General features: G+C 73.7%; 19 protein-coding genes. 9 read left to right on the forward strand and 10 right to left on the reverse strand.

Features of this window, described 5'->3' with window-relative positions; translation table 11 throughout:
- Positions 1-299: 299 nt before the first annotated feature.
- The gene (locus tag AC0680_RS31525) at positions 300-1,520 is read right to left on the reverse strand and encodes an acetyl-CoA C-acetyltransferase (RefSeq protein WP_478635520.1); all 1,221 of its coding nucleotides are present in this window, start codon (positions 1,518-1,520) and stop codon (positions 300-302) included.
- Between the two features lie 257 nt (positions 1,521-1,777).
- Positions 1,778-2,791, reverse strand: a complete 1,014-nt coding sequence (locus AC0680_RS31530) for an SGNH/GDSL hydrolase family protein (protein ID WP_478635523.1) — start codon at positions 2,789-2,791, stop codon at positions 1,778-1,780.
- Positions 2,792-2,987: 196 nt separating this feature from the next.
- On the opposite strand from AC0680_RS31530, the gene AC0680_RS31535 reads away from it, so the two are divergent.
- Both AC0680_RS31535 and AC0680_RS31540 read left to right on the forward strand, forming a co-directional pair.
- Entirely contained in the window at positions 2,988-4,376 is a 1,389-nt protein-coding gene (locus AC0680_RS31535) for a cystathionine beta-synthase (protein ID WP_478635525.1), read from the forward strand.
- A gap of 355 nt (positions 4,377-4,731) precedes the next feature.
- Positions 4,732-5,316 (forward strand): antibiotic biosynthesis monooxygenase, encoded by a 585-nt coding sequence (locus AC0680_RS31540; RefSeq protein WP_478635528.1) that lies wholly within the window; start codon positions 4,732-4,734, stop codon positions 5,314-5,316.
- Between the two features lie 7 nt (positions 5,317-5,323).
- Here AC0680_RS31540 and AC0680_RS31545 read toward each other — a convergent pair whose 3' ends face one another.
- The 3 genes from AC0680_RS31545 to AC0680_RS31555 all read right to left on the reverse strand — a co-directional run bounded on the left by AC0680_RS31545 (position 5,324) and on the right by AC0680_RS31555 (position 8,161).
- Positions 5,324-5,740, reverse strand: coding sequence for a hypothetical protein (locus tag AC0680_RS31545; RefSeq protein ID WP_478635529.1), 417 nt, complete (start codon positions 5,738-5,740; stop codon positions 5,324-5,326).
- 41 nt (positions 5,741-5,781) lie between these two features.
- Positions 5,782-7,194, reverse strand: a complete 1,413-nt coding sequence (locus tag AC0680_RS31550) for a purine-cytosine permease family protein (protein WP_478635531.1) — start codon at positions 7,192-7,194, stop codon at positions 5,782-5,784.
- A gap of 367 nt (positions 7,195-7,561) precedes the next feature.
- Complete coding sequence (locus AC0680_RS31555) at positions 7,562-8,161, reverse strand: class I SAM-dependent methyltransferase (RefSeq protein ID WP_478635534.1); 600 nt, start codon at positions 8,159-8,161, stop codon at positions 7,562-7,564.
- A gap of 135 nt (positions 8,162-8,296) precedes the next feature.
- Between AC0680_RS31555 and AC0680_RS31560 the strand changes: the two genes are divergently transcribed.
- From AC0680_RS31560 to AC0680_RS31575, 4 genes are all read left to right on the forward strand, one after another.
- Entirely contained in the window at positions 8,297-9,373 is a 1,077-nt protein-coding gene (locus tag AC0680_RS31560) for a sigma-70 family RNA polymerase sigma factor (RefSeq protein ID WP_478635537.1), read from the forward strand.
- Between the two features lie 55 nt (positions 9,374-9,428).
- Positions 9,429-9,917, forward strand: coding sequence for a hypothetical protein (locus tag AC0680_RS31565; protein ID WP_478635539.1), 489 nt, complete (start codon positions 9,429-9,431; stop codon positions 9,915-9,917).
- A 196-nt stretch (positions 9,918-10,113) separates the two neighbouring features.
- The gene (locus AC0680_RS31570) at positions 10,114-11,091 is read left to right on the forward strand and encodes a MurR/RpiR family transcriptional regulator (RefSeq protein ID WP_478635542.1); all 978 of its coding nucleotides are present in this window, start codon (positions 10,114-10,116) and stop codon (positions 11,089-11,091) included.
- 199 nt (positions 11,092-11,290) lie between these two features.
- Positions 11,291-11,896 carry a hypothetical protein gene (locus AC0680_RS31575; RefSeq protein WP_478635545.1) on the forward strand — a complete coding sequence of 202 codons (606 nt, stop codon included), beginning with the start codon at positions 11,291-11,293 and terminating at the stop codon, positions 11,894-11,896.
- Positions 11,897-11,935: 39 nt separating this feature from the next.
- Here AC0680_RS31575 and AC0680_RS31580 read toward each other — a convergent pair whose 3' ends face one another.
- From AC0680_RS31580 to AC0680_RS31600, 5 genes are all read right to left on the reverse strand, one after another.
- Positions 11,936-13,270, reverse strand: coding sequence for a type III PLP-dependent enzyme domain-containing protein (locus AC0680_RS31580; RefSeq protein ID WP_478635548.1), 1,335 nt, complete (start codon positions 13,268-13,270; stop codon positions 11,936-11,938).
- Positions 13,271-13,429: 159 nt separating this feature from the next.
- Positions 13,430-14,254, reverse strand: a complete 825-nt coding sequence (locus tag AC0680_RS31585; protein WP_478635644.1) for an ABC transporter permease — start codon at positions 14,252-14,254, stop codon at positions 13,430-13,432.
- A gap of 208 nt (positions 14,255-14,462) precedes the next feature.
- The gene (locus AC0680_RS31590; protein ID WP_478635551.1) at positions 14,463-15,458 is read right to left on the reverse strand and encodes an ABC transporter ATP-binding protein; all 996 of its coding nucleotides are present in this window, start codon (positions 15,456-15,458) and stop codon (positions 14,463-14,465) included.
- Positions 15,455-15,841 (reverse strand): transcriptional regulator, encoded by a 387-nt coding sequence (locus tag AC0680_RS31595; RefSeq protein ID WP_478635554.1) that lies wholly within the window; start codon positions 15,839-15,841, stop codon positions 15,455-15,457. Before AC0680_RS31595 ends, AC0680_RS31590 begins: the two co-directional genes overlap by 4 nt.
- The gene (locus tag AC0680_RS31600; RefSeq protein ID WP_478635557.1) at positions 15,838-16,344 is read right to left on the reverse strand and encodes a hypothetical protein; all 507 of its coding nucleotides are present in this window, start codon (positions 16,342-16,344) and stop codon (positions 15,838-15,840) included. The genes AC0680_RS31595 and AC0680_RS31600 overlap by 4 nt, the downstream gene beginning before the upstream one ends.
- Positions 16,345-16,656: 312 nt before the next feature.
- Here AC0680_RS31600 and hutU point away from each other — a divergent pair, with 312 nt between their 5' ends.
- The 3 genes from hutU to AC0680_RS31615 are packed head-to-tail and all read left to right on the forward strand — an operon-like array spanning position 16,657 to position 20,965.
- A complete protein-coding gene (gene hutU, locus AC0680_RS31605; RefSeq protein WP_478635558.1) occupies positions 16,657-18,327 on the forward strand; it encodes a urocanate hydratase in 1,671 nt (556 codons plus the stop codon).
- A gap of 17 nt (positions 18,328-18,344) precedes the next feature.
- Positions 18,345-19,562: an allantoate amidohydrolase gene (locus AC0680_RS31610; RefSeq protein ID WP_478635647.1), complete on the forward strand. Its 1,218-nt coding sequence runs from the start codon at positions 18,345-18,347 to the stop codon at positions 19,560-19,562.
- Positions 19,553-20,965 carry a formimidoylglutamate deiminase gene (locus AC0680_RS31615; RefSeq protein ID WP_478635561.1) on the forward strand — a complete coding sequence of 471 codons (1,413 nt, stop codon included), beginning with the start codon at positions 19,553-19,555 and terminating at the stop codon, positions 20,963-20,965. The genes AC0680_RS31610 and AC0680_RS31615 overlap by 10 nt, the downstream gene beginning before the upstream one ends.
- Positions 20,966-20,968 lie beyond the last annotated feature (3 nt).

Here is a 20,968-nt window from a genome sequence, read left to right on the forward strand (position 1 = left end):
GGTCGGCGACCGCACCCGGTGCACTATGTCCGGAAATGCTGGGGGCGGTGGGCCTCATGGGCACCGGTCACCCCATGCTGACCTGCAAGAACGCCGATCCCCCAGGGCGTTGGTCACAATCCTGGGGGAGATTGGGTCGCGATCTTGTTAACACGTGACACGGCTCACGCCGCGTCGCCGCCCGTGTCCGTGCGGCAGCGAAGGGTGTGCGCGGGGCGGGAGTTGGTCCGTTCGTCCGCGCACACCCCGTGGGCGGGCGGCCGAGCCGTCGGCTCAGCCGCTCCACCCTCCGCCGCAGCTCAGCTCAGCCGCTCGATCACCATCGCCATGCCCTGGCCGCCGCCCACGCACATCGTCTCCAGGCCGAACTGCTTGTCGTGCCACTGGAGGGAGTTGATGAGGGTGGTGGTGATGCGGGCGCCGGTCATGCCGAAGGGGTGGCCGACGGCGATCGCGCCGCCGTTGACGTTCAGCCGGTCCAGGTCGATGCCCAAGTCCCGGTAGGACGGGATCACCTGGGCGGCGAACGCCTCGTTGATCTCGACCAGGTCGATGTCGGAGATCGACAGGCCGGCGCGCTGGAGGGCCTGCTTGCTGGCTTCCACCGGGCCGTAGCCCATGATCTCGGGGGAGAGGCCGGAGACGCCGGTGGACACGACCCGGGCCAGCGGGGTCAGGCCCAGCTCCCGCGCCTTGGTGTCGGACATGATGACCAGCGCCGCGGCGCCGTCGTTGAGCGGGCAGCAGTTGCCGGCGGTCACCAGGCCGTCGGGGCGGAACACCGGCTTCAGACCGGAGACGCCCTCGACGGTGACGCCGGCGCGCGGGCCGTCGTCCTTGGAGACGACCGTGCCGTCGGGCAGCGTGACCGGGGTGATCTCCCGCTCCCAGAAGCCGTTCTTGATCGCCTGCTCGGCGAGGTTCTGGGACCGTACGCCGAACTCGTCCATGTCCTGGCGGGTGACGCCCTTGAGGCGGGCGAGGTTCTCCGCGGTCTGGCCCATCGCGATGTACGCGTCCGGGATCAGGCCGTCCTCGCGCGGGTCGTGCCAGTCGGCGCCCTCCTGCTCGGCGCGCGCCGCGGTGCGGGCCTCGGCGTCGGCGAAGAGCGGGTTGTGGGTGTCGGGCAGGCCGTCGGAGCTGCCCTTGACGCTGCGCGAGACCGTCTCGACGCCGGCCGAGATGAAGACGTCGCCCTCGCCGGCCTTGATGGCGTGCAGCGCCATCCGGGTCGTCTGCAGCGAGGAGGAACAGTAACGGGTGACGGTGCAGCCCGGGAGGTGGTCCATCCCCATCTGGACGGCCACGATGCGGCCGAGGTTGTGGCCCTGCTCGCCACCGGGGAGGCCGCAGCCGAGCATCAGGTCGTCGATGTCGGTGGGGTCGAGCTCGGGGACCTTGGCCAGGGCGGCCTCGATGATCTTCGCGGTCAGGTCGTCCGGGCGCAGGTCCTTGAGCGAGCCCTTGAAGGCGCGGCCGATCGGGGAGCGGGCGGCTGAGACGATCACGGCTTCGGGCATCACACGGCTCCAAAGGAAAGGCCCGGCGCGCTGGGGTCCCCCGGACGAAGTCTGGGGGAGCCTCGTTGAGGGGCGGTGGTCGGGCGACGGGCGGGAAGAGTGCTGGACTGTGAGGGAAGTTACCTGTGCGTACTGCTGAGGTCACGGGGTGGGCGCTGTGATGCGGGCCTCTTTTCTAAGCGAGCGCTTATGGGAACGGGGAGGGAGCCCCGGGTATTCCCGTACGGCTCCCTCCCCGCCGCCCGCAGCGGGGAGCGTCAGCCCGTGATCGACGAGGGGTCGGTGGGCTCGGGTTCCGGCAGCTGGCGGCGCCGCCGGTGCTTGAGCAGCGCCCACGGCGCACGGGAGGCGGTGACCTCCGTACCGCCCTCGGAAGCCGCCTCGGCGGCCGCCTGCTCGACCGGCAGCAGGCCCTCGCCGCGGGCGGGCTCCGGCCGCTCCTCCTCCGGCCACAGGCCCAGCGCGGCGCACAGCGTCGGCAGGACCGCCATCGCGGCGGTGGCGTAGCCCTCCGCCGACGGGTGGTAGTTGTCCGGCCCGAACAGCTCCCGGGGGTGCGCCTCGAACTCGGGCCCGAGCAGATCGCCCAGCGAGACCGTCCGCCCACCGCTCTCGATCACACCGATGGTCTGGGCGGCCGCGAGCTGCCGGGAGAGCCGCCGGGCCACCCAGCGCAGCGGCTGGTAGACCGGCTCGATGGTGCCCAGATCAGGGCAGGTGCCCACCACCACCTCGCAGCCCGCCGCGTGGAGCCCGCGCACCGCCTCGGACAGGTGGCGTACGGACTGCGCGGGCGGCATCCGGTGGGTGACGTCGTTGGCGCCGATCATGATGACGCAGACGTCCGGGGCCTCGGTGCCGTCCGCCAGCATCAGCTCCACTTGGCGCGGCAGATCGTCCGACTGCGCGCCGGGCAGCGCCACATTGCGGAATTCGACGGGCAGTTCGGCGACGGCGGCCAGGCCCGAGGCGAGCAGCGCGCCGGGCGTCTGGGAGGCGCGGTGCACGCCCTGGCCGGCGGCGGTGGAGTCGCCGAGGAAGCCGAGCCGCAGCGGCGGGGCATCGGTGCGGTGGCCGAAGGCGGCGCCGTAGCGGCCGTCGGCGCAGGGCGGGATGTCGCTGGAGCCGCCGACCGTACGGCGGGCCAGCCGCACCTCGGTCAGCAGCACCCCGACGGCGGCGACGCCGAGCAGGCCGATCCCGCCCCCGCCGAATGCGGCGGCGGTCGCGATCCGCCGGGCCACCCTCGCCCTGGACATCGTCATCGGCATCGGCCGGGCACCTCCCCGTGCAGCGCGGGCGCGCCACGGCGCCAGGGCCGGACGCGCTCTTGAACCGTCAAGAACTCCTACAACAGGGTGTTGCCCGTTCCTGTACGGAACGCAACGCATCCGCCGGCCAACCCACCCGGGCAATAGGCTGGCGGGACGGGCGCAGGAGAGCGTGCCCCCGACCGCGGAGACCACCGTGCAGTTTTACGATTCGATGATTGAGCTCGTCGGCAACACCCCGCTCGTGCGGCTCAACAGCGTGACCAAGGGCATCCAGGCCACCGTCCTGGCCAAGGTCGAGTACTTCAACCCCGGAGGATCGGTCAAGGACCGGATCGCCGTGCGGATGATCGAGGCCGCCGAGCAGTCGGGTGAGCTGCAGCCGGGCGGCACCATCGTGGAGCCGACCTCCGGCAACACCGGCGTGGGCCTGGCGATCGTGGCCCAGCAAAAGGGCTACAAGTGCATCTTCGTCTGCCCGGACAAGGTGTCCACGGACAAGATCAACGTGCTGCGGGCCTACGGCGCCGAGGTGGTCGTCTGCCCCACGGCCGTCGACCCCGAGCACCCGGACTCGTACTACAACGTCTCGGACCGCCTGGTGCGCGAGACGCCCGGGGCCTGGAAGCCCGACCAGTACAGCAACCCGAACAACCCGCGCTCGCACTACGAGACCACCGGTCCGGAGCTGTGGGAGCAGACGGACGGGCGGATCACCCACTTCGTGGCGGGTGTGGGCACCGGCGGCACGATCAGCGGCACCGGCCGCTATCTGAAGGACGCCAGCGAGGGCCGGGTCAGGGTCGTCGGCGCCGACCCGGAGGGCTCGGTCTACAGCGGCGGCTCCGGGCGCCCGTACCTGATCGAGGGGGTCGGCGAGGACTTCTGGCCGACCGCCTACGACCGTACGGTCGCCGACGAGATCGTGGCGGTCTCGGACAAGGACGCCTTCCAGATGACCCGGCGGCTGGCCAAGGAGGAGGGCCTGCTGGTCGGCGGCTCCTGCGGGATGGCCGTGGTGGCCGCGCTGGAGGTCGCCTCGAAGCTCGGTCCGGACGACGTGGTGGTCGTGCTGCTGCCGGACAGCGGCCGGGGCTATCTGTCCAAGATCTTCAACGATGAGTGGATGGCCGACTACGGCTTCCTGGAGGAGGGCGGCACCGCGGCCCGGGTCGGCGAGGTGCTCCAGCACAAGGAGGGCGCGCTGCCCTCGCTGGTGCACATGCACCCCGAGGAGACCGTCGGCGAGGCGATCGAGGTGCTGCGCGAGTACGGCGTCTCGCAGATGCCGATCGTCAAGCCGGGCGCCGGGCACCCCGACGTCATGGCCGCCGAGGTCGTCGGCTCCGTCGTCGAGCGCGAGCTGCTGGACGCCCTGTTCACCCAACGGGCCTCGCTGACCGACCCGTTGGAGAAGCACATGTGCCCGCCGCTGCCGCAGGTCGGCTCCGGCGAGTCGGTCTCCGACCTGATGGCGGTCCTCGAGAGCGCGGATGCGGCGATCGTCCTGGTCGAGGGCAAGCCGAAGGGCGTGGTGAGCCGGCAGGACCTGCTGGCCTACCTGGCGCGCGAGGCCGGTAAGTAGCGGCGGCCGGTGCGGTCGCTCTTCGGGGCGGCCGCCGCCGGTCCGCGCGGCCGTCGCGGCGTCAAGTTGCCGTCAGGAAACGGGCCGACGCCGCAAGGTGTACGTATGCGTCATGTGCTGGCAGCACGGGCTTAACACTCGTCAGGCACATTGATGTGCACGGCGATACGGACCTCCGGAGCGGCTCCCGGACCTCCACGATCGCCGCCCGGATGCGACGACCGGCCCTGACCCGGATCGCGTCCCTTGCGGGGACCGCCGTCGTCCCGCCCCCGGCTCCGGCCGGGGTGCGGCGGTCCCCGCAACACTTCCCCGCTTGACCTCAAGTGCGGTTGACGTACGAGGGTCGGCGCTCATGACGCACTTTCTGGATCTCGTCCACCCCCGCGCCGGTACGGCGCTGATCAGCGAGTGGCTCACGGGCACCGCCGAGCGTGCGCGCGCGGCCACCGACGCCATGATCGACGAGTGGGCGGCAGCCGAGCCGCCCTCCGCGCTCCTCGCCCAGCACGTGTTCCTCTCCACGGACGGCACCGGTCTGCTCCACTACGCCCAGTGGGCCAGCGACGAGGAACACCTGGCGTGGGCCCGCGCCCGCCGCTCCGCGGTGGTCGGCCGGGTGGACGCGCTGGTGCCCGGTATCGAGCGGCCGGGGCTCCACCGGACCCGCCTGGACCGCAGCGTGGTGCACGACGCGGAGCGCCGGCCCGGTGTCTTCGTGGTCACCGCGACGGCGGCGGGTGAGGCGGAGGGCGTCGTCAGGGCGGCACCGGGCCTGCTCGCCGGGCACCTTCACCTGACGGCGGACGGCGAGCGCGCGATCGTCGTCACCGAGTGGACCGACGCCGCCGCGCATGAGGCGGCCGCCGGCGACGGCCCGGACTTCAAGCGGTACACACTCCACCACTCCTTCCGCAACGGCCGGCGGGAGGGCTCCTGAGCGAGGGTCAGCCCCACTCCCCGTCCCGGCGCTCGTCGCGCCGTCGCAGCAGCCGGCGGATGCCCACGCTGTGCACGGCGTTGACGGCGGCGATACCGGCCCAGCACACCAGCAGGCCCGGCAGTTCCGCGCCGCTGACGGCTATCGCGGAGAGCGGGACGGCCAGCACCAGCGAGAGGGCGGCGACCCCGAAGCGCTCCCAGAAGTCGCTGTGCCGGCTCTGCGCGGCATGCGGCGGCCGGGCGCCGCGCGCCACGTGCAGCTGCCGCTCGGCGAGCTGCCGCCGCACCCGTCGCTCCACGCTCTCGTCCAGCTTCTCCAGGAAGGACTCCACCAGCTCCGACTCGTACCCCGGCCCCAGCTCCTTGCGGGTCTGGAGGGTCGCGTCGAGTTCCTTGCGCAGATCGGGGTCGTGTGTCGCCATACCGGTGAGGTTACGGACCTCGGGCGCGCGGGGCGGTAGGGCTAACCCCCCGATCCGGCCGGGGCCTTGCGCCCGTGGTCCGCTGCCGCGTCCGGGATGCGCGCGATGTCGCGGCGGGCGGCCAGCCAGTAGGCGACGGCTGGTACGGCGAGTCCGACCAGCCAGGAGACGTCGGCGCCGCCGAGCCGGGCCACCAGGGGCCCGGTGTAGAAGTGCGTGGCCAGGAACGGGAGTTGGACCAGCACGCCGAGGGCGTAGACGGCGAGTGCCCGGACGTTCCAGGCGCCGTAGCGGCCGGTGGGGTCGCTGAGCGCCGGGATGTCGTAGCGCTCCTTGGAGATCAGGTAGTAGTCGACGAGGTTGATCGCCGACCAGGGGGTGAAGAAGGCCAGCAGGAAGAGCAGGAAGTCCTTGAAGGACGTCAGGAAGGAGTCCTTGCCCAGGAGGGCGACGGCGGTGCCGGCCACCATGATCCCGGCGATGTAAGCGGAGCGTCCGCGCGGCGTCAGCGTGCGCTGCCCGCGGAAGCCGCTGACGCTGGTGACCAGCGACATGAAGCCGCCGTAGGTGTTGAGGATGTTGATGGTGAGTTTGCCGAGGGCGATGACGAAGAAGAGGAACGAGGCGACCAGTCCGGTGCCGCCCAGGCCGACGACGTAGCCGACCTCGTGGCCGACGAACGCGGCCGGCGCCGCGGCGGCCGCCAGCGCGCCGAACGTCATCGACCACTGCGAGCCGAGCACCGAGCCGGACAGCGTCCACCAGAACGTGGCGCGCGCCGAGGTGTGCCGCGGCAGGTAGCGCGAGTAGTCCGCGACGTACGGGCCGAACGCCAGCTGCCAGGAGGCCGAGAGGGAGACCGCGAGCAGGAAGACCGGCAGCTCGAAGCGGTGGTCGGCGAGGAGCGCGCCGAGGTCGGCGTGCTGTGCCAGGCGGACGCCGAGGTAGACGAAGGTCAGTGCGCAGACCAGGCCGGCGATCTTGCCCAGGGTGTGGATGAGGCGGTAGCCGACGGCCGCGGCGACGGCGGTGACCGCGGCGAAGAGCACGATCCCGGGCGTCTCGCCCAGGTGTGTCAGCTCGCCGACCGCCTGCCCGGCCAGCACGCTGCCGCTGGCGAAGAACCCGATGTACATCACGATGACCAGGGCGAGCGGCACCACCGCGCCGCGGACGCCGAACTGCGCCCGCGAGGTGATCATCTGCGGCAGTCCGAGCCGTGGCCCCTGCGCCGAGTGCAGCGCCATCACCGCACCGCCCAGGAGGTTGCCGAGCAGCAGCCCGATCAGCGACCAGAAGGCGTTCGCCCCGAAGACGACGGCCAGCGCACCGGTGATGACGGCGGTGATCTGGAGATTGGCGCCCAGCCAGAGCGTGAACTGGCTGACCGCGCTGCCGTGCCGTTCGTCGTCGGGGACGACGTCGATCGAGCGCCGTTCGACCACACCTGCCATGAGTGCCGCCTCGCCTTGTCGCATGTATGAGTTCATGCAGGATCGGTGGCTGTGAATGGAAGGTCAATAGTCGGGACCGGAACGTCGGTTGACGCGCGGTGGCGGCCGTCGCTCAGGCGGCGGCCGGCGGACCGTCCAGGCGCCGCGGCTCGTCCGCGTACGAGACCGGCACCCGCCGCATCGGCCCGCCCTGGGTGGTGTCGTACCGGCCCGGGCGCCACAGTGGCGGCGTAGGCGTGCACCGACACCGCGTCGTCGGTCGCGCCGGTGCGGCGGGGGATGCGCTCCGGTCCCAAGCAGAAGGAGGCGCCCGCGCCGACGGCGGTGGCCGGATGGGGCTGACCCGCCGCCGGGCCGCCGCGGGTCCTCACCGCCGTCGCGCGTACAGCATCAGCCAGTCGCGGTGGGTGCTCCAACGGGTGTGGCCGGTCACCTCGAAGCCCGCGTCGGCCAGCAGCGCGGTGAACGGGGCGAGGCGGTGCCCGACGTACCAGCGCCGCAGCTCCGGCGCGTACGACACCGGCTCCCAGCCCTCGTCGTCGCCCTCGGCCAGACTCAGGGCGAGCAGGCCGCCGGGCCGCACGACGCGGGCGAACTCACCCAGCGCCACGGGGACTTCGGGCCGCGGGACGTGCAGCAGGGCGGCCACGCACCAGACCGCGTCGACGGCGGACGCGGCGAGCGGGAGGGCGCGCATATCGGCCTGGACGAGGCCGGGGACCGCGTCGGCGGCGACCATCTCGCGGGAGAGGTCGAAGCCGGCGACCCGGAAGCCGCGGTCGCGCAGCAGCCGCGTCTGGTGCCCGGGCCCGCAGCCGACGTCCGCGATCCGGGCGCCCGGCGGCAGCAGCCCCGCGAGGCGGTCGGCGGCGGCCACCACCGGCGGCGGCGCACCGCGCCAGCGCCGGGCGTAGTCGGCGGCGATGGCGTCGTAGGTCTCGCGGGTGGAGGCGGCGGTATCGGCCATGGCGGCACCCTGGAGCGCTGGAGCGCCCACGGCTCGCGGGGGGCATGCCGGGGGAGCAGACTGGTGCCGGGCGCTCCGGTACCGTCGGGGCGCGGCGGCCGGCGGTCGGCCGGCGGGCGGATGGGCAGGTCCTCGATGAAGCGGTCCTCGGCGAGCGGCACGACGGCGGCGGACGGATCGGCGGCGGCGCCGACGGACGGTGGACGCAGCGAACGAGTCGTGCCGCAAGGGGAGTTGGCGGACCGCCTGGAGGCGCACCGTACCGAGCTGACCGGGTACTGCTACCGGATGCTCGGCTCGGCCTTCGAGGCCGAGGACGCCGTGCAGGAGACCATGGTGCGGGCCTGGCGCGGCCACGACCGGTTCGAGGGGCGGTCGTCGCTGCGGTCCTGGCTCTACCGGATCGCCACCAACGTCTGCCTGGACCTGCTCAAGGGCAGTCAGCGCCGGGCCCGGCCGATGGACCTCTCCTCCCCGTCGAGCGTGGACACCCCCATCGGGACGGGGCTGCCCGAGGCCACCTGGATCGGTCCGGTTCCGGACCAGCGGGTCCTGGCGTCCGCCGGGGACCCGGCCGATACCGCCGTCGCCCGGGAGTCGATCCGGCTGGCGTTCGTCTCCGCGCTGCAGCGCCTGGCGCCCCGGCAGCGGGCGGTGCTGATCCTGCGCGAGGTGCTCAGCTGGTCGGCGGCCGAGGTCGCGGAGCTGCTGGGCAGTTCGGTCGCGTCGGTCAACAGCGCGCTGCAGCGGGCCCGGGCCACCCTCGCCGCCACCGGTGAGACCGCCGATGCACCGCCGCGCCCCCTGGACGACGCCCAGCGATCGCTGCTCACGCGCTACGTCGACGCCTTCGAACGCTTCGACATGGACGCCCTGACGGCCCTGCTGCACGAGGACTCCACGCTCTCCATGCCGCCGTACGAGCTGTGGCTGCGCGGCCGCGCGGACATCCTGAAGTGGCTGCTCGGCCCGGGGTGCGGCTGCGAGGGCTCGCACCTGGTGCCGGTCGAGGCGAACGGCCGGCCGGCGTTCGGCCAGTACCGCGCGGACGGCTCGCCCTGGGCGATCCAGGTCATCGAGACGGAGGGCGGGCGGGTCACCGCCCTGCAGTCCTTCCTCGACACCGAGCGGCTCTTCCCGCTGTTCGGGCTGCCGCCGCGCTACGCCGGCCCGCCCGCGGGGGACCGGACACCGGCCGCGGCGGACTCGTAGGGCCCCGCCGGTCCCCGCGCCGGGCCCGCGCCGCTGTAAGGAGGGAGTTGAGCCCTTGCCTTCCCGCATGCCGGACAACGGCCGACGAGCCGGGACGCGTATCGCACTCGACGGCACCGGTCTGCGCACCGCCGATATCGCCGCTCTCGCGCCCCGCCCCGCCCGCCCCCGAGGCCCTCGCCCGCGCCGGGGAATCCTGGGACACCGCCCGCCGCCTCGCCGCACACGGACTCCGGCTGCTGCGCAGCCACGCCGGCGCCATCGGCGACCCGCCCGCGGCGTCGAGGAACGAGCCGGCTTCGCCTCCCTGGGCGTCCGCCAGACGCGGCGCGCCTGCACCTACGACCGCCAGGTCCTGGCCTGTGAACTGGTGGCCGCCCTGCGCGCCGTGCGCATGCGCTCCCCCGAACCCGACCCCGCACTGCCCCTGGCCACGGCCTACGCTCTCGCGGCGGACGCCCTCGACCCCCGGACGGAGGACCGCCCGCTGACGGACGACGTGGCGGTGGTGACGGGGCTGCCGGACGCGCCGGCACAGGTGTGAAAGGCACCCGGGCGCGGCCCCGGGCGGGTCGGGCCGATCCGGGCGCGGGGGAGTGCCCCTCCGGGCCTCCGTGCGCCGGGACGGCGGTCGACCACGGCCGGATCCCGACGCGTACCGCGGCCCGGTGTGCGCAAGAAATTCCGTACAGTCGGTCGACACAGGACAAGGCCCCCGACCGGGCCGGGAAGAAGAGGCGATGAGCGGGGACGGGGACAACGCCGGCGGCGCCGGCGGCGTGGCCGGGAGCCGGCCGGCCGGCACGAGGACCGAGCGGGCACCGGCCGGGGCGGCACCGGCCGGGCAGGCGGGGCCCGGCGAGGCCGGCGCCGCCGAGGGCGCGGACACCGGCACCGCCGCCCGCCTCCAGAAGCTCTTCGAGGGCCACCGGCTGACACCCACCCAGCGCCGGATCGCCCACTGCATGGTGCGCCGGGCCGCCGACGCGCCCTTCCTCTCCAGCGTCGAGCTGGCCGAGCTGGCCGGAGTCAGCCAGCCGTCGGTCACCCGCTTCGCCGTCGCCCTCGGCTTCGACGGCTATCCCGCGCTCCGCCGCCATCTGCGCGAGGTCGCCCCCACCGGCAAGCCCGGCGGCAACGGCTCCGCCAACGAGTACCAGCAGGCCGTCGAGGCGGAGATCGACAACCTCCGTCAGCTGGCCGCCGCGCTCGCCGACCCGTCGCCGGTGATCGAGGCCGGCCGGCTGTTCGCCGCCTCCCGCCCGCTGCCCGTCCTCGGCCTGCGTGCCGCCACCGCCCAGGCCGCCGGCTTCAGCTACTTCGCCCGCAAGGTCCACCCCGACGTCCGCCTGCTGGACGAGGGCGGCACCATGCTCACCGACCGCGTCGACGCCGCCGTACGCGCCGGCGCGAGCGCCCTGCTCTGCTTCGCCCTGCCCCGTCACCCCCGCGAGGTCCTCGACGCCCTCGCCTACGCCCGCGAGGCCGGTCTGACCGTCGTCACCGTCGCCGACAGCGCCTTCGCCCCGGTCGCCCACCACACCGACCTGCTGCTGCCGGCCCCCGTCGGCACCGGCCTGGCCTTCGACACCGCCTGTGCCCCCATGCTCCTGGGCCGGGTCCTGCTGGAGGCGATGTGCGACGCCCTGCCGGACGCCCAGGCCCGCCTGGAGGAGTTCGACGCGAAGGCGGCGGCGCGGGGGCTGTTCGTGGAGTGAGGGCCGGGGCGGGCGCAGGGCCGCGGGTCACCGCGCTGCGTCTCAGGAAATCCTCATCCGCCCCGGCTACGCTCCCGCGCCGGTAACGGTGTGCCGCCGGGCGTGCCGGGCTACGGGCACGGCGCCGACGCGAGGAGCGTTCGCCGGCGTACGGGCACGGCGGGGCGGCCGGATGGTCTTCTGGGTGAGGAGGTCTGTCGTGGGGCGCGGGGCGTATGCGCTGGCGCGGGTCGCGGTGGTGGTGCGGGCGCCGGCCGGCTGGTTGTGGTGGCCGGGGCTGCTGGCCGCGGGGATCGGCGTGCTGGTGCCGGGGCCGACCGGGCGGACGATCGGGCTGCTGGCGGGGGCGGGGCTGTTCGTGGTCGCGGCGTTCGGGGTGTTCGCGGTGCGCCGCGGACGGTATGCGGCGCTGGCGCGCGGGGCGTCGCGCGCGGAGAAGGCCGTCATCCTGCAGGACCGGTCCGTCACCATCCGGGTCTGGCGGCGGGCGCACCGCTGGTGGGTGCTGCTGGCCTTCCTGGTGGCGGTCGGCTCGTCGTTCGCCCTGCCGGGGGCCGGCGGTCTGCTGATGGCCGGGGCGGCGCTCGGGCTGTGGGCCAAGGCGGCGTGGCTGGGCCACTGGGAGCGGGAGCACGACGCGCTGCTGTGGGTGCGGACGGAATCCGCCCGGCGGGGCGGCGCCGCGGGCAAGGAGGTCGGCGGGTACGCGCTGACCGGGCCGGCGGCCGGCGACGCCCGAGCCGGGGGCGCGCGGGCGGCAGGCGCACGGGGCGGGGCGGCAGGGGCGGCGCGGGCCGGCCGCTGAGGAAGGGCGGCCCCAGGTGGCTCGCTCCCCCGATGCCGCCTACTGCCTCCCGAGGTCGCGCAGCGCCTCCGTGTGCCCGCCGCCGCTCTCCGCCGTGAGCTCCGCCAGCGTCTGCGGGGCGCGGATGGTCGCGAACCGTACGGTGCCGCCCGGGGCGGCCGCATAGCCGTAGATCCCCGGGCGGGGCAGGGAGTTGTAGGCGAAGTGGGTGGAGAAGTAGTACGCGCCGGTGTCCAGGAGGGCGGCGTGGTCGCCGGACTCCAGCAGGGGTAGCGGGCGGTTCTCGGCGACCAGGTCGCCCGCGAAGCAGCACGGCCCCGCGATGTCCTGCGCGACCGGCTCGCCCGTCTTCGGGCGGCCCGCGCCGTCGTACGCCGCGACCCTGAGCGGCCAGGCCTCGGGCACGAAGACCGTGCGGGTGGCGACCTGGGCGCCGGCGTGGGTGACCGCGATGGGGCGGCCGCCCGCCGACTTGGCGTACTCGACACGGGCGAGCACCGTGCCGTGCTTGGCCAGCAGCGACCGGCCGAACTCGGTGACCAGGCCGTAGCGGCCGGACAGCAGCCCGGGGACGGCCGAGTGCAACAGCGCGACGTACTCGCGGTAGGTCGGGGTGGTGGTGTCCGAGGAGAAGTTGACCGGCAGGCCGCCACCGATGTCGAGGGTGTCGACCTGGCGCCGGCCGGCCCGGTCGTTGATCTCCTCGGCGAGCTTGTACAGGCTCCGCACGCCCGCCGCCATCAGCTCCAGCGGCATGCCCTGGGAGCCGACGTGGGCGTGCAGCCGGGTCAGCCACGGGCGGGCGAGGAAGGCGCGGACGACCCAGTCGCGGGCGCCCTCGTCGCGCAGCGCGACACCGAACTTCGAGGTGTCGGTGGCGGTGCTCATCGCCCCGATGCTGCCGCCGCCGATCTGGGGATTGACCCGCAGGCCGATGGGGGCGGTACCCGGCGCCGCGGCCATCAGCCCGTCGATACGGGCCAGTTCCTCGGGGTTGTCGGCGTTGACGGCGATCCCCAGGGCCAGCGCCTCGCGCAGCTCGGCGGGGGTCTTGGCGGGCGAGTCCAGGACCGTGCGCGCGGCCGGTACCCCCGCGGCGCGGGCCAGCGCCAGCTCACCGGGGCTGGCCACCTCGCAGCCGAGCCCTTCCTGCGCGAGCAGCCGCAGCACGGGCACGAGCGAGGCGGCCTTCACCGCGAACGCGTGCAGGACCGGAGTGCCGGGCGCGGTGAACTCCGCGAAAGCGGCGCGGAGTTCCGCCGCCGACCGGCGAATCCCGCCCACGTCCAGGAGCCCGGCCACGGGCTCGTCCGCCCCCACCAGGCCCCGCGCAACGGCTGCCGCTACGGCGTGGTCTCGGTCAGTGAAGCTCATACCCCAAGTCCATCATCGGCCGGGCCCGCATGCCATCACATACCAGCCTGCGGCGGGGTGCGCGGCCACACTTACGGCCACGTACCCGCCCGCCGTGCCCGCCCGCAGTGCCCGCCCGCCGTGCCCGCCCGCCGTGCCCGGCCGGCGGGCGACGCGCCGTCAGGCGGGGCGGGCGCCGCTCAGGCTCGCCTTGCGGTGGCGCTCGCTGAGGCGGGAGCCCGATTCGCGGCGGGCGGCACGGCGCAGGAGCGGTACGGCGAGGAGGAAGCCCAGCACCGCCCAGGCGGCCAGGACGAGGGCGACCGTGGACAGCTCCCAGGAGCCGGCCGGCTCCGCGGCGCGTGCGGCGTCCGGCAGGAGCGCCGAGCGCAGGCCCTGCGCCATCCACTTGAGCGGGAAGACCGAAGCGATCTTCTGGACCAGCACCGGCATCGAGGTGATCGGGAACATCGCGCCCGAGGTGACCAGCAGCCCCATCGCGGGCAGCATGATCAGTGCGAGCGCCTCGCGAGGGTTGGGCAGCACGGCGCCTATGGCGGCGCCGAGCGGTGCGACGGCGAGCAGCCCCAGCGCGGTGACCCACAGCAGCGTCAGCCAGCCGCCGGCGCTGTGCGGCAGCGGCCCGTCCACCAGCAGCGCGGCGGCCGTCAGGAGGACCACCAGCGTGCCGAGGGCCATGGCGACCACCAGCAGCGACTTGGCGACGAGGTAGGCCGGTATGCCGCCGGGTGTGGCGCGCAGCCGCAGCAGGGCGCCCTCCTCCCGCTCGGTGACCAGGATCTGCGGGAGTTGGACCAGCCCGATCTGGAACAGCAGATACGCGGCGAAGCCGGCGAGCGCCAGATGCGCCATCGGGATGCGCGTACCGGGCACGTCGTCGCTGATGAAGCCGGCGAGCGCCAGCGCGACGACGACGTTGACCAGATGGCCGGTCATCTCCTTGGGGTTGCGCAGGAGATGGCGCAGCTCGATCCCGCCGCGCAGGAGGCCGGCCCGCCAGTAGCGGCGGCGAGCGGAGGGCCTTCCCCCGGTGGGCGTTCCGGCACCTGGCCCGTTGCTCGCGGCGGACGGGCCGGCGCCGGCTGTGGCGGTCCTGCCGGCGGTCCCGTCGGCACTGCCCGCCGGCTCGATGGTGGCGGCCGTGTGCGGTCCTGCTGTCACTTCTTCTCTCCCCCTGTCGATCGCGAGCCGCTCATGCGGCCCGCGGTTCCCCGTCCGCGGTCCTGCCCGCGGTCCTGCCCGCGGTCCCGTCCGCAGTCCCGTCCGCGGCGCCGGCGTCGGCCGTATCGTCGCGGTGCACCATGTGCAGATAGGTGTCCTCCAGCGTGGGGCGGCGGACCTCCAGATCGGCGATCGGTCCGCCGGTGTCGCGGTGGAGCTCCCACACCAGCCGGGACGGGTCCTCGGTGCGCTCGCGGCGGGCCGTGCCGTCGGGCGCCGTCCAGCGGACCTCGGCCTGGGCGGCGGCCCCCCGGGCCAGCTCCGGCGGGGTGCCGCAGGCCCGTATCCGGCCGTTGACCAGCATGGCTATCCGGTCGGCCAGCCGCTCGGCCTCCGCCAGATCGTGGGTGGTGAGCAGGATCGTGACGCCCTCGTCGCGGGCGAGCCGCTCCACCAGGTCGTGGAAGTCGCGACGCGCCTCCGGGTCGAAGCCGGTGGTCGGCTCGTCCAGGAAGAGGAGTTCGGGACGGCCGACGACGGCCAGTGCCACGTCCAGCCGGCGGCGCTGGCCACCGGACAGCCGCTCGACCTGCTGACCGGCCTGTTCCGTGAGGCCCACCGAGGCCAGCAGTTCGGCCGGGTCGCGCGGGTGCGGGTAGTACGAGGCGAAGTGCGTCAGCAGCTCGGCGACCTGCCAGCGGCGGTGATCGCGCCAGGACTGCAGGACGAGGCCGATCCGGCCCCGCCATGCGTCGTCGCCGTGCGCCGGGTCCGTGCCCAGGACGCCGACCTGCCCGCCGGAGCGCTGCCGGAAGCCCTCCAGGATCTCCACGGTGGTGGTCTTGCCGGCGCCGTTGGGGCCGAGCAGCGCGAAGATCTCGCCGCGGTGGATCTCCAGATCGACGCCGTGCAGCACGTCGGTGCCGCCGTACGACATCCTCAAGTCGCTCACCTGGATGACGGGTTGGGCGGTCGGCGGCGGAGCGCTCGGTGCCGGTCCTGCCGGCAGGTGCTCGGTCGTCGTCATCGGCCCGCCTCCACGTGGTGCTGATGGCGCCGCGGGGCCGAGGCCTCGCCCGCGGCGGATGGTGTCGAAGGTGTGGGTGCCGTCGCGGGGCCCGCGCCCTCGACGATCGCGCGGAGCGCGGCCACATGGCCCTCGAAGGCGCTGCGGCCGCGGCTCGTCAGCCGCACCTTGGTGCGGCGTTTGCGGCCGCCGCCCTCCTTGCGGATCTCCAGATATCCGGCCTCCTCCAGCGTGTGCAGCTGCTTGGAGAGCGCGGAGTCGCTGAGCGAGAGGCTGTCGCGGATGAAGGGGAAGTCGGCCCATTCCGTGGCGGCGAGCAGCGCGACCACCGACAGCCGGGTGGAGGGGTGGATCAGTTCGTCGAAGCCGCTCGGGGTGCTCATCGGCTCACTTCCTCATGGGTGGCTCTCGCGCCGTGGTCGCGCAGCGCGCCGACCGCCCAGCGGTTGGCCGGTCCGACGAGCAGGACGAACGCGGCGGCCGAGACGGTGGCCTGGATGACATTGCCGAGCGGCAGCGACAGCGACTCGACGACGAAGCCCGAGAGCAGGATCGTCGCGAGGGTCACCGCCCCGCCCGCGAGGAAGGTGGCGAGCGAGCGCCAGCTGTGGCGCGAGCGGTGCAGCTGCAGCCTGCTGCGGCGGTTGTGGAGCACGCCGAGGCTGCTGACCAGGGCGACGTACGCGCCGAGCACCAGCCAGAAGGCCCAGTCGGGGAGGTCGAGTCCCCAGCTCGCGATGAAGATCCACATGATCGCGGCGATGGTGTACGTCGATCTGGCGTCGCCCTGCGCGCATCTTTCGACCTCGTCGTACACCCGCTCCTGTGGTACCCGGATGCGCTGCAGATCCTGCCAGGCCCGTTCCGCATCGACCTGTGTGCTCATGGTCATCGCCTCCCCAAGGCGCTCCGGACCGTTGCCGGACGGTCCCCCCGTTGCCAGGCCCTGAGTCATCGGGCAGGGCCCTGGATCTTTTACTTGCCTGGCAGGAAAGTTATCGCAGACTTTCCCAGCAGGCAAGTCGAAACTTCGGTGTCGGGCCGCCCTGGGTCGCGTCGGGGCGATGGGCCTCCGCGGAGTGCCGGCCGGTTCGTGACGCCCCCGGCGGGAGGTTCGCCGCGCCCTGTTGACTAGCGCTATTCAGCAAGGCCACTATGTGAATAGCTCAATCCATTCGATGTCAGGGAGGCACGGCCCATGTCGGGACCGCGACCCGTGCGGGCGCCGCGCGGTACGGAGCTGAGTGCTCGGGGATGGCAGCAGGAAGCCGCGCTGCGCATGCTGCAGAACAACCTCGATCCGGAGGTGGCCGAACACCCGGACCAGCTCGTCGTCTACGGCGGCACCGGCAAGGCCGCCCGTGACTGGCGCTCCTTCGACGCGATGGTGCGCACCCTCACCACGCTCAAGCAGGACGAGACGATGCTCGTCCAGTCCGGCAGGCCGGTCGGCGTGATGCAGACCCACGAATGGGCGCCGCGCGTACTGATCGCCAACTCCAACCTCGTGGGCGACTGGGCCAACTGGGAGGAGTTCCGCCGTCTGGAGGCCCTCGGCCTGACCATGTACGGGCAGATGACGGCCGGATCCTGGATCTACATCGGGACGCAGGGCATCCTGCAGGGCACGTACGAGACGTTCGCCGCCGTCGCGGCGAAGAAGTTCGGCGACACGCTGGCCGGGACGATCACCCTCACCGCCGGCCTCGGCGGCATGGGCGGCGCCCAGCCGCTCGCCGTCACCATGAACGACGGCGTCGCGATCTGCATCGACTGCGACCCGCGCGCCATCGAGCGCCGGATCGAGCACCGCTACCTGGACGTGCGGGCGGACAACCTCCAGCACGCGCTCCAGCTCGCCGTCGAGGCCCGCGACCAGCGCAAGCCGCTGTCCATCGGACTGCTCGGCAACGCCGCGGACCTGCTGCCGCAGATGCTCGCCGAGGGCGCGCCGATCGACATCGTCACCGACCAGACCAGCGCCCACGACCCGCTGTCCTACCTGCCGACCGGCATCGACTTCGCCGACATGGCCGACTACGCCGCCAAGGACCCGGCCGGCTTCACCATCCGCGCCCGCGAGTCCATGGCCAAGCACGTCGAGGCGATGGTCGGCTTCATGGACGCCGGTGCCGAGGTCTTCGACTACGGCAACTCCATCCGCGGCGAGGCCCAACTCGCGGGATACCAGCGCGCCTTCGCCTTCCCCGGCTTCGTGCCCGCCTACATCCGGCCGCTGTTCGCCGAGGGCAAGGGGCCGTTCCGCTGGGCGGCGCTGTCCGGCGACGCGCGGGACATCGCGGCCACCGACAAGGCGATCCTCGACCTGTTCCCGGAGAACGAGTCACTGGCCCGGTGGATCAAGATGGCTGGGGAACGGGTCCACTTCCAGGGCCTGCCCGCACGGATCTGCTGGCTCGGCTACGGCGAGCGGGACAAGGCCGGCGAGCGGTTCAACGAGATGGTCGCCGACGGCACGCTGCGGGCGCCGCTGGCCATCGGCCGCGACCACCTCGACTGCGGCTCCGTCGCCTCGCCGTACCGCGAGACCGAGGCCATGAAGGACGGCTCGGACGCGATCGCCGACTGGCCGCTGCTCAACGCCATGGTCAACGTCGCCTCCGGCGCCTCCTGGGTCTCGCTGCACCACGGCGGCGGCGTCGGCATGGGCCGCTCCATCCACGCGGGCCAGGTGACCGTCGCCGACGGCACGGCGCTGGCCGGCGAGAAGATCCGCCGGGTGCTGACCAACGACCCGGGCATGGGCGTCATCCGGCATGTCGACGCGGGCTACGAGCGCGCCGACGAGGTGGCCGCCGAGCGCGGCGTCCGCATCCCGATGCGCGAGGGCGAAGGCGAGGGCGCGTGACCGCCTCGTTCCACGAGATGTGGCAGGAGTTGCGGCCGATCGGCCGCAACTCCTCCTCCGGGGGCTACCGCCGCTACGCCTGGACCGGCGCCGACGCCGACTGCCGGGCGTGGTTCCGGGCCCAGGCCGAGGCCCGCGGGCTCGCCTACGAGCTGGACCGCAACGGCAACCAGTGGGCCTGGCTCGGTGCCACCGGCTACCAGGACGTGGCCCCCGGTGACGCCGTCGTCACCGGCTCCCACCTGGACTCCGTACCGGACGGCGGCGCCTTCGACGGCCCCCTCGGCGTGGTCTCCTCCTTCGCCGCGCTCGACGAACTGCGCAGCAGGGGAGCCGAGCTCGGCAAGCCCCTGGCGATCGTCAACTTCGGCGACGAGGAGGGCGCCCGCTTCGGTCTGGCCTGCGTCGGCTCCCGGCTCGCCGCCGGGGCGCTGACCGCCGAGGCCGCGCACCAGCTGCGCGACGGGGACGGCACCACCCTCCCGCAGGCCATGGAGCGCGCCGGATACGACCCCGACGCCATCGGCCCGGACCCCGAACGGCTCGCCAGGATCGGCGCGTTCGTCGAACTCCACGTCGAGCAGGGCCGTGCGCTGGACCTGTCGGGTGACCCGGTCGGCATCGCCTCCGCCATCTGGCCGCACGGCCGCTGGCGGTTCGACTTCCACGGCGAGGCCAACCACGCCGGCACCACCCGCCTAGACGACCGTCGCGACCCGATGCTCAGCTATGCCGCGACCGTGCTCGCCGCCCGCGAACAGGCCCGGCTCGCCGGCGCCCTGGCCACCTTCGGGAAGATCAGCGTGGAGCCGAACGGCGTCAACGCCATCCCCTCGCTCGTTCGCGGCTGGCTGGACTCCCGCGCCGCCGACCAGGACACCCTGGACACCGTGATCCAGGGGATCGAGCAGGCGGCCGCCGAGCACGCCGCCCGCGACGGCGTGGACCTGACCGTCGTCCGCGAATCCTTCACCCCCGTCGTGGAGTTCCAGCACGCCCTCCGGGACGAGCTGAGCGCGATCCTCGGCAAGACGCAGGGGCGCACCGTGCCCGTCCTGGGCACCGGCGCCGGGCACGACGCCGGCATTTTGTCCGGCACCGTCCCCACGGCCATGCTGTTCGTCCGCAACCCCACCGGCGTCTCGCACTCACCGGCCGAAGCGGCGGAGGAGGACGACTGCGTCACCGGGGTCACCGCACTCGCCGACGTACTGGAGGAGCTGGCATGCCACTGACGCCGCAGGCAGCACCGACGCAGGCAACACCCACGACGTACTGGCTCGAACACGCCTGGCTCGGCACACTCCCCCAAGTTCTCGGCTCCGCTCGAACAGGGGGGACCCCCATCGAGCAGGGCGTGACCGTGGACGTCGCGGACGGGCGGATCACGGCCGTGCGCAAGGGGGCCGCCGCCCCGCCGCCCGGCGCCGCCCTGCTGCGCGGCCTGACCATCCCCGGCCTCGCCAACGCCCACTCGCACGCCTTCCACCGCGCGCTGCGCGGCACCGTCCAGGTCGGCTCGGGCACCTTCTGGACCTGGCGCGAGGTGATGTACGGCGTCGCCGACCGGCTCACCCCGGACAGCTACTTCGCCCTCGCCCGCGCCGTCTACGCCGAGATGGCGCTGGCCGGCATCAGCTGCGTCGGCGAGTTCCACTACCTCCACCACGCACCGGGCGGCACCCGCTACAGCGACCCCAACGCGATGGGCGAGGCGCTGATCGCGGCCGCGGCCGACGCCGGTATCCGCATCACCCTGCTCGACACCGCCTACCTCTCGGCCGGCTTCGGCACCCCGCCCAACCGGCACCAGTTGCGCTTCTCCGACGGCACCGCCGACCAATGGGCGCAGCGCGCCGACGCGCTCAAGGACGGCGGCGAGCACGCCCGTATCGGCGCCGCCATCCACTCCGTACGCGCCGTCCCCGCCGAGCAGTTGGGCACCGTCGCGGACTGGGCCCGCGAGCGGCAGGCCCCCCTGCACGTCCACCTCTCCGAGCAGACCGCCGAGAACGACGCCTGCCTGGAGGCCCACGGCCGCACCCCCACCCAGCTGCTGTCCGACCACGGCGCGCTGGGCCGCCGCACCACCGCCGTGCACGCCACCCACCTCACCGGCGAGGACATCGGGCTGCTCGGCGACTCCACCACCGGTGTGTGCATGTGCCCCACCACCGAACGCGATCTGGCCGACGGCATCGGCCCGGCCGTCCGGCTCCAGGGCCGCGGCAGCCCGCTGTCGCTCGGCAGCGACAGCCACGCCGTCATCGACCTGCTCGAAGAGGCCCGCGCCATGGAGCTCGACGAGCGGCTGCGCACCCGCACCCGCGGACACTGGACGGCCGCCGCCCTGCTGCGCGCCGCCACCGCCGACGGCCACGCCGCCCTGGGCTGGGACGACGCCGGCCGCATCGAGGCCGGCGCGCTCGCCGACCTCACCACGATCGCGCTGGACTCCGTACGCACCGCCGGACCACTGCCCCGGCTGGCCGCCGAGACGGCCGTATTCGCCGCCTCCGCGGCGGATGTGCGACACACCATCGTCGGCGGGCGGCAGATCGTCCGGGACGGTGTGCACACTCTTGTCCCCGACGTGCCCACAGCACTCGCAGAGTCCATCGCCGCCGTACGCGGCTGAAGG

It is taken from the genome of Streptomyces sp. NPDC043738 (assembly GCF_056436545.1).

Excerpts from the sequence above, each read along its gene's own strand:
- AC0680_RS31525 (WP_478635520.1), bottom strand. The coding sequence starts at position 1,520 with ATGCCCGAAGCCGTGATCGTCTCAGCCGCCCGCTCCCCGATCGGCCGC.
- AC0680_RS31530 (WP_478635523.1), bottom strand. The coding sequence starts at position 2,791 with ATGCCGATGACGATGTCCAGGGCGAGGGTGGCCCGGCGGATCGCGACC.
- AC0680_RS31540 (WP_478635528.1), top strand. The coding sequence starts at position 4,732 with ATGACGCACTTTCTGGATCTCGTCCACCCCCGCGCCGGTACGGCGCTG.
- AC0680_RS31545 (WP_478635529.1), bottom strand. The coding sequence starts at position 5,740 with ATGGCGACACACGACCCCGATCTGCGCAAGGAACTCGACGCGACCCTC.
- AC0680_RS31550 (WP_478635531.1), bottom strand. The coding sequence starts at position 7,194 with ATGGCAGGTGTGGTCGAACGGCGCTCGATCGACGTCGTCCCCGACGAC.
- AC0680_RS31555 (WP_478635534.1), bottom strand. The coding sequence starts at position 8,161 with ATGGCCGATACCGCCGCCTCCACCCGCGAGACCTACGACGCCATCGCC.
- AC0680_RS31560 (WP_478635537.1), top strand. The coding sequence starts at position 8,297 with ATGAAGCGGTCCTCGGCGAGCGGCACGACGGCGGCGGACGGATCGGCG.
- AC0680_RS31570 (WP_478635542.1), top strand. The coding sequence starts at position 10,114 with ATGAGCGGGGACGGGGACAACGCCGGCGGCGCCGGCGGCGTGGCCGGG.
- AC0680_RS31580 (WP_478635548.1), bottom strand. The coding sequence starts at position 13,270 with ATGAGCTTCACTGACCGAGACCACGCCGTAGCGGCAGCCGTTGCGCGG.
- AC0680_RS31590 (WP_478635551.1), bottom strand. The coding sequence starts at position 15,458 with ATGACGACGACCGAGCACCTGCCGGCAGGACCGGCACCGAGCGCTCCG.
- AC0680_RS31595 (WP_478635554.1), bottom strand. The coding sequence starts at position 15,841 with ATGAGCACCCCGAGCGGCTTCGACGAACTGATCCACCCCTCCACCCGG.
- AC0680_RS31600 (WP_478635557.1), bottom strand. The coding sequence starts at position 16,344 with ATGAGCACACAGGTCGATGCGGAACGGGCCTGGCAGGATCTGCAGCGC.
- hutU (WP_478635558.1), top strand. The coding sequence starts at position 16,657 with ATGTCGGGACCGCGACCCGTGCGGGCGCCGCGCGGTACGGAGCTGAGT.
- AC0680_RS31610 (WP_478635647.1), top strand. The coding sequence starts at position 18,345 with ATGTGGCAGGAGTTGCGGCCGATCGGCCGCAACTCCTCCTCCGGGGGC.
- AC0680_RS31615 (WP_478635561.1), top strand. The coding sequence starts at position 19,553 with ATGCCACTGACGCCGCAGGCAGCACCGACGCAGGCAACACCCACGACG.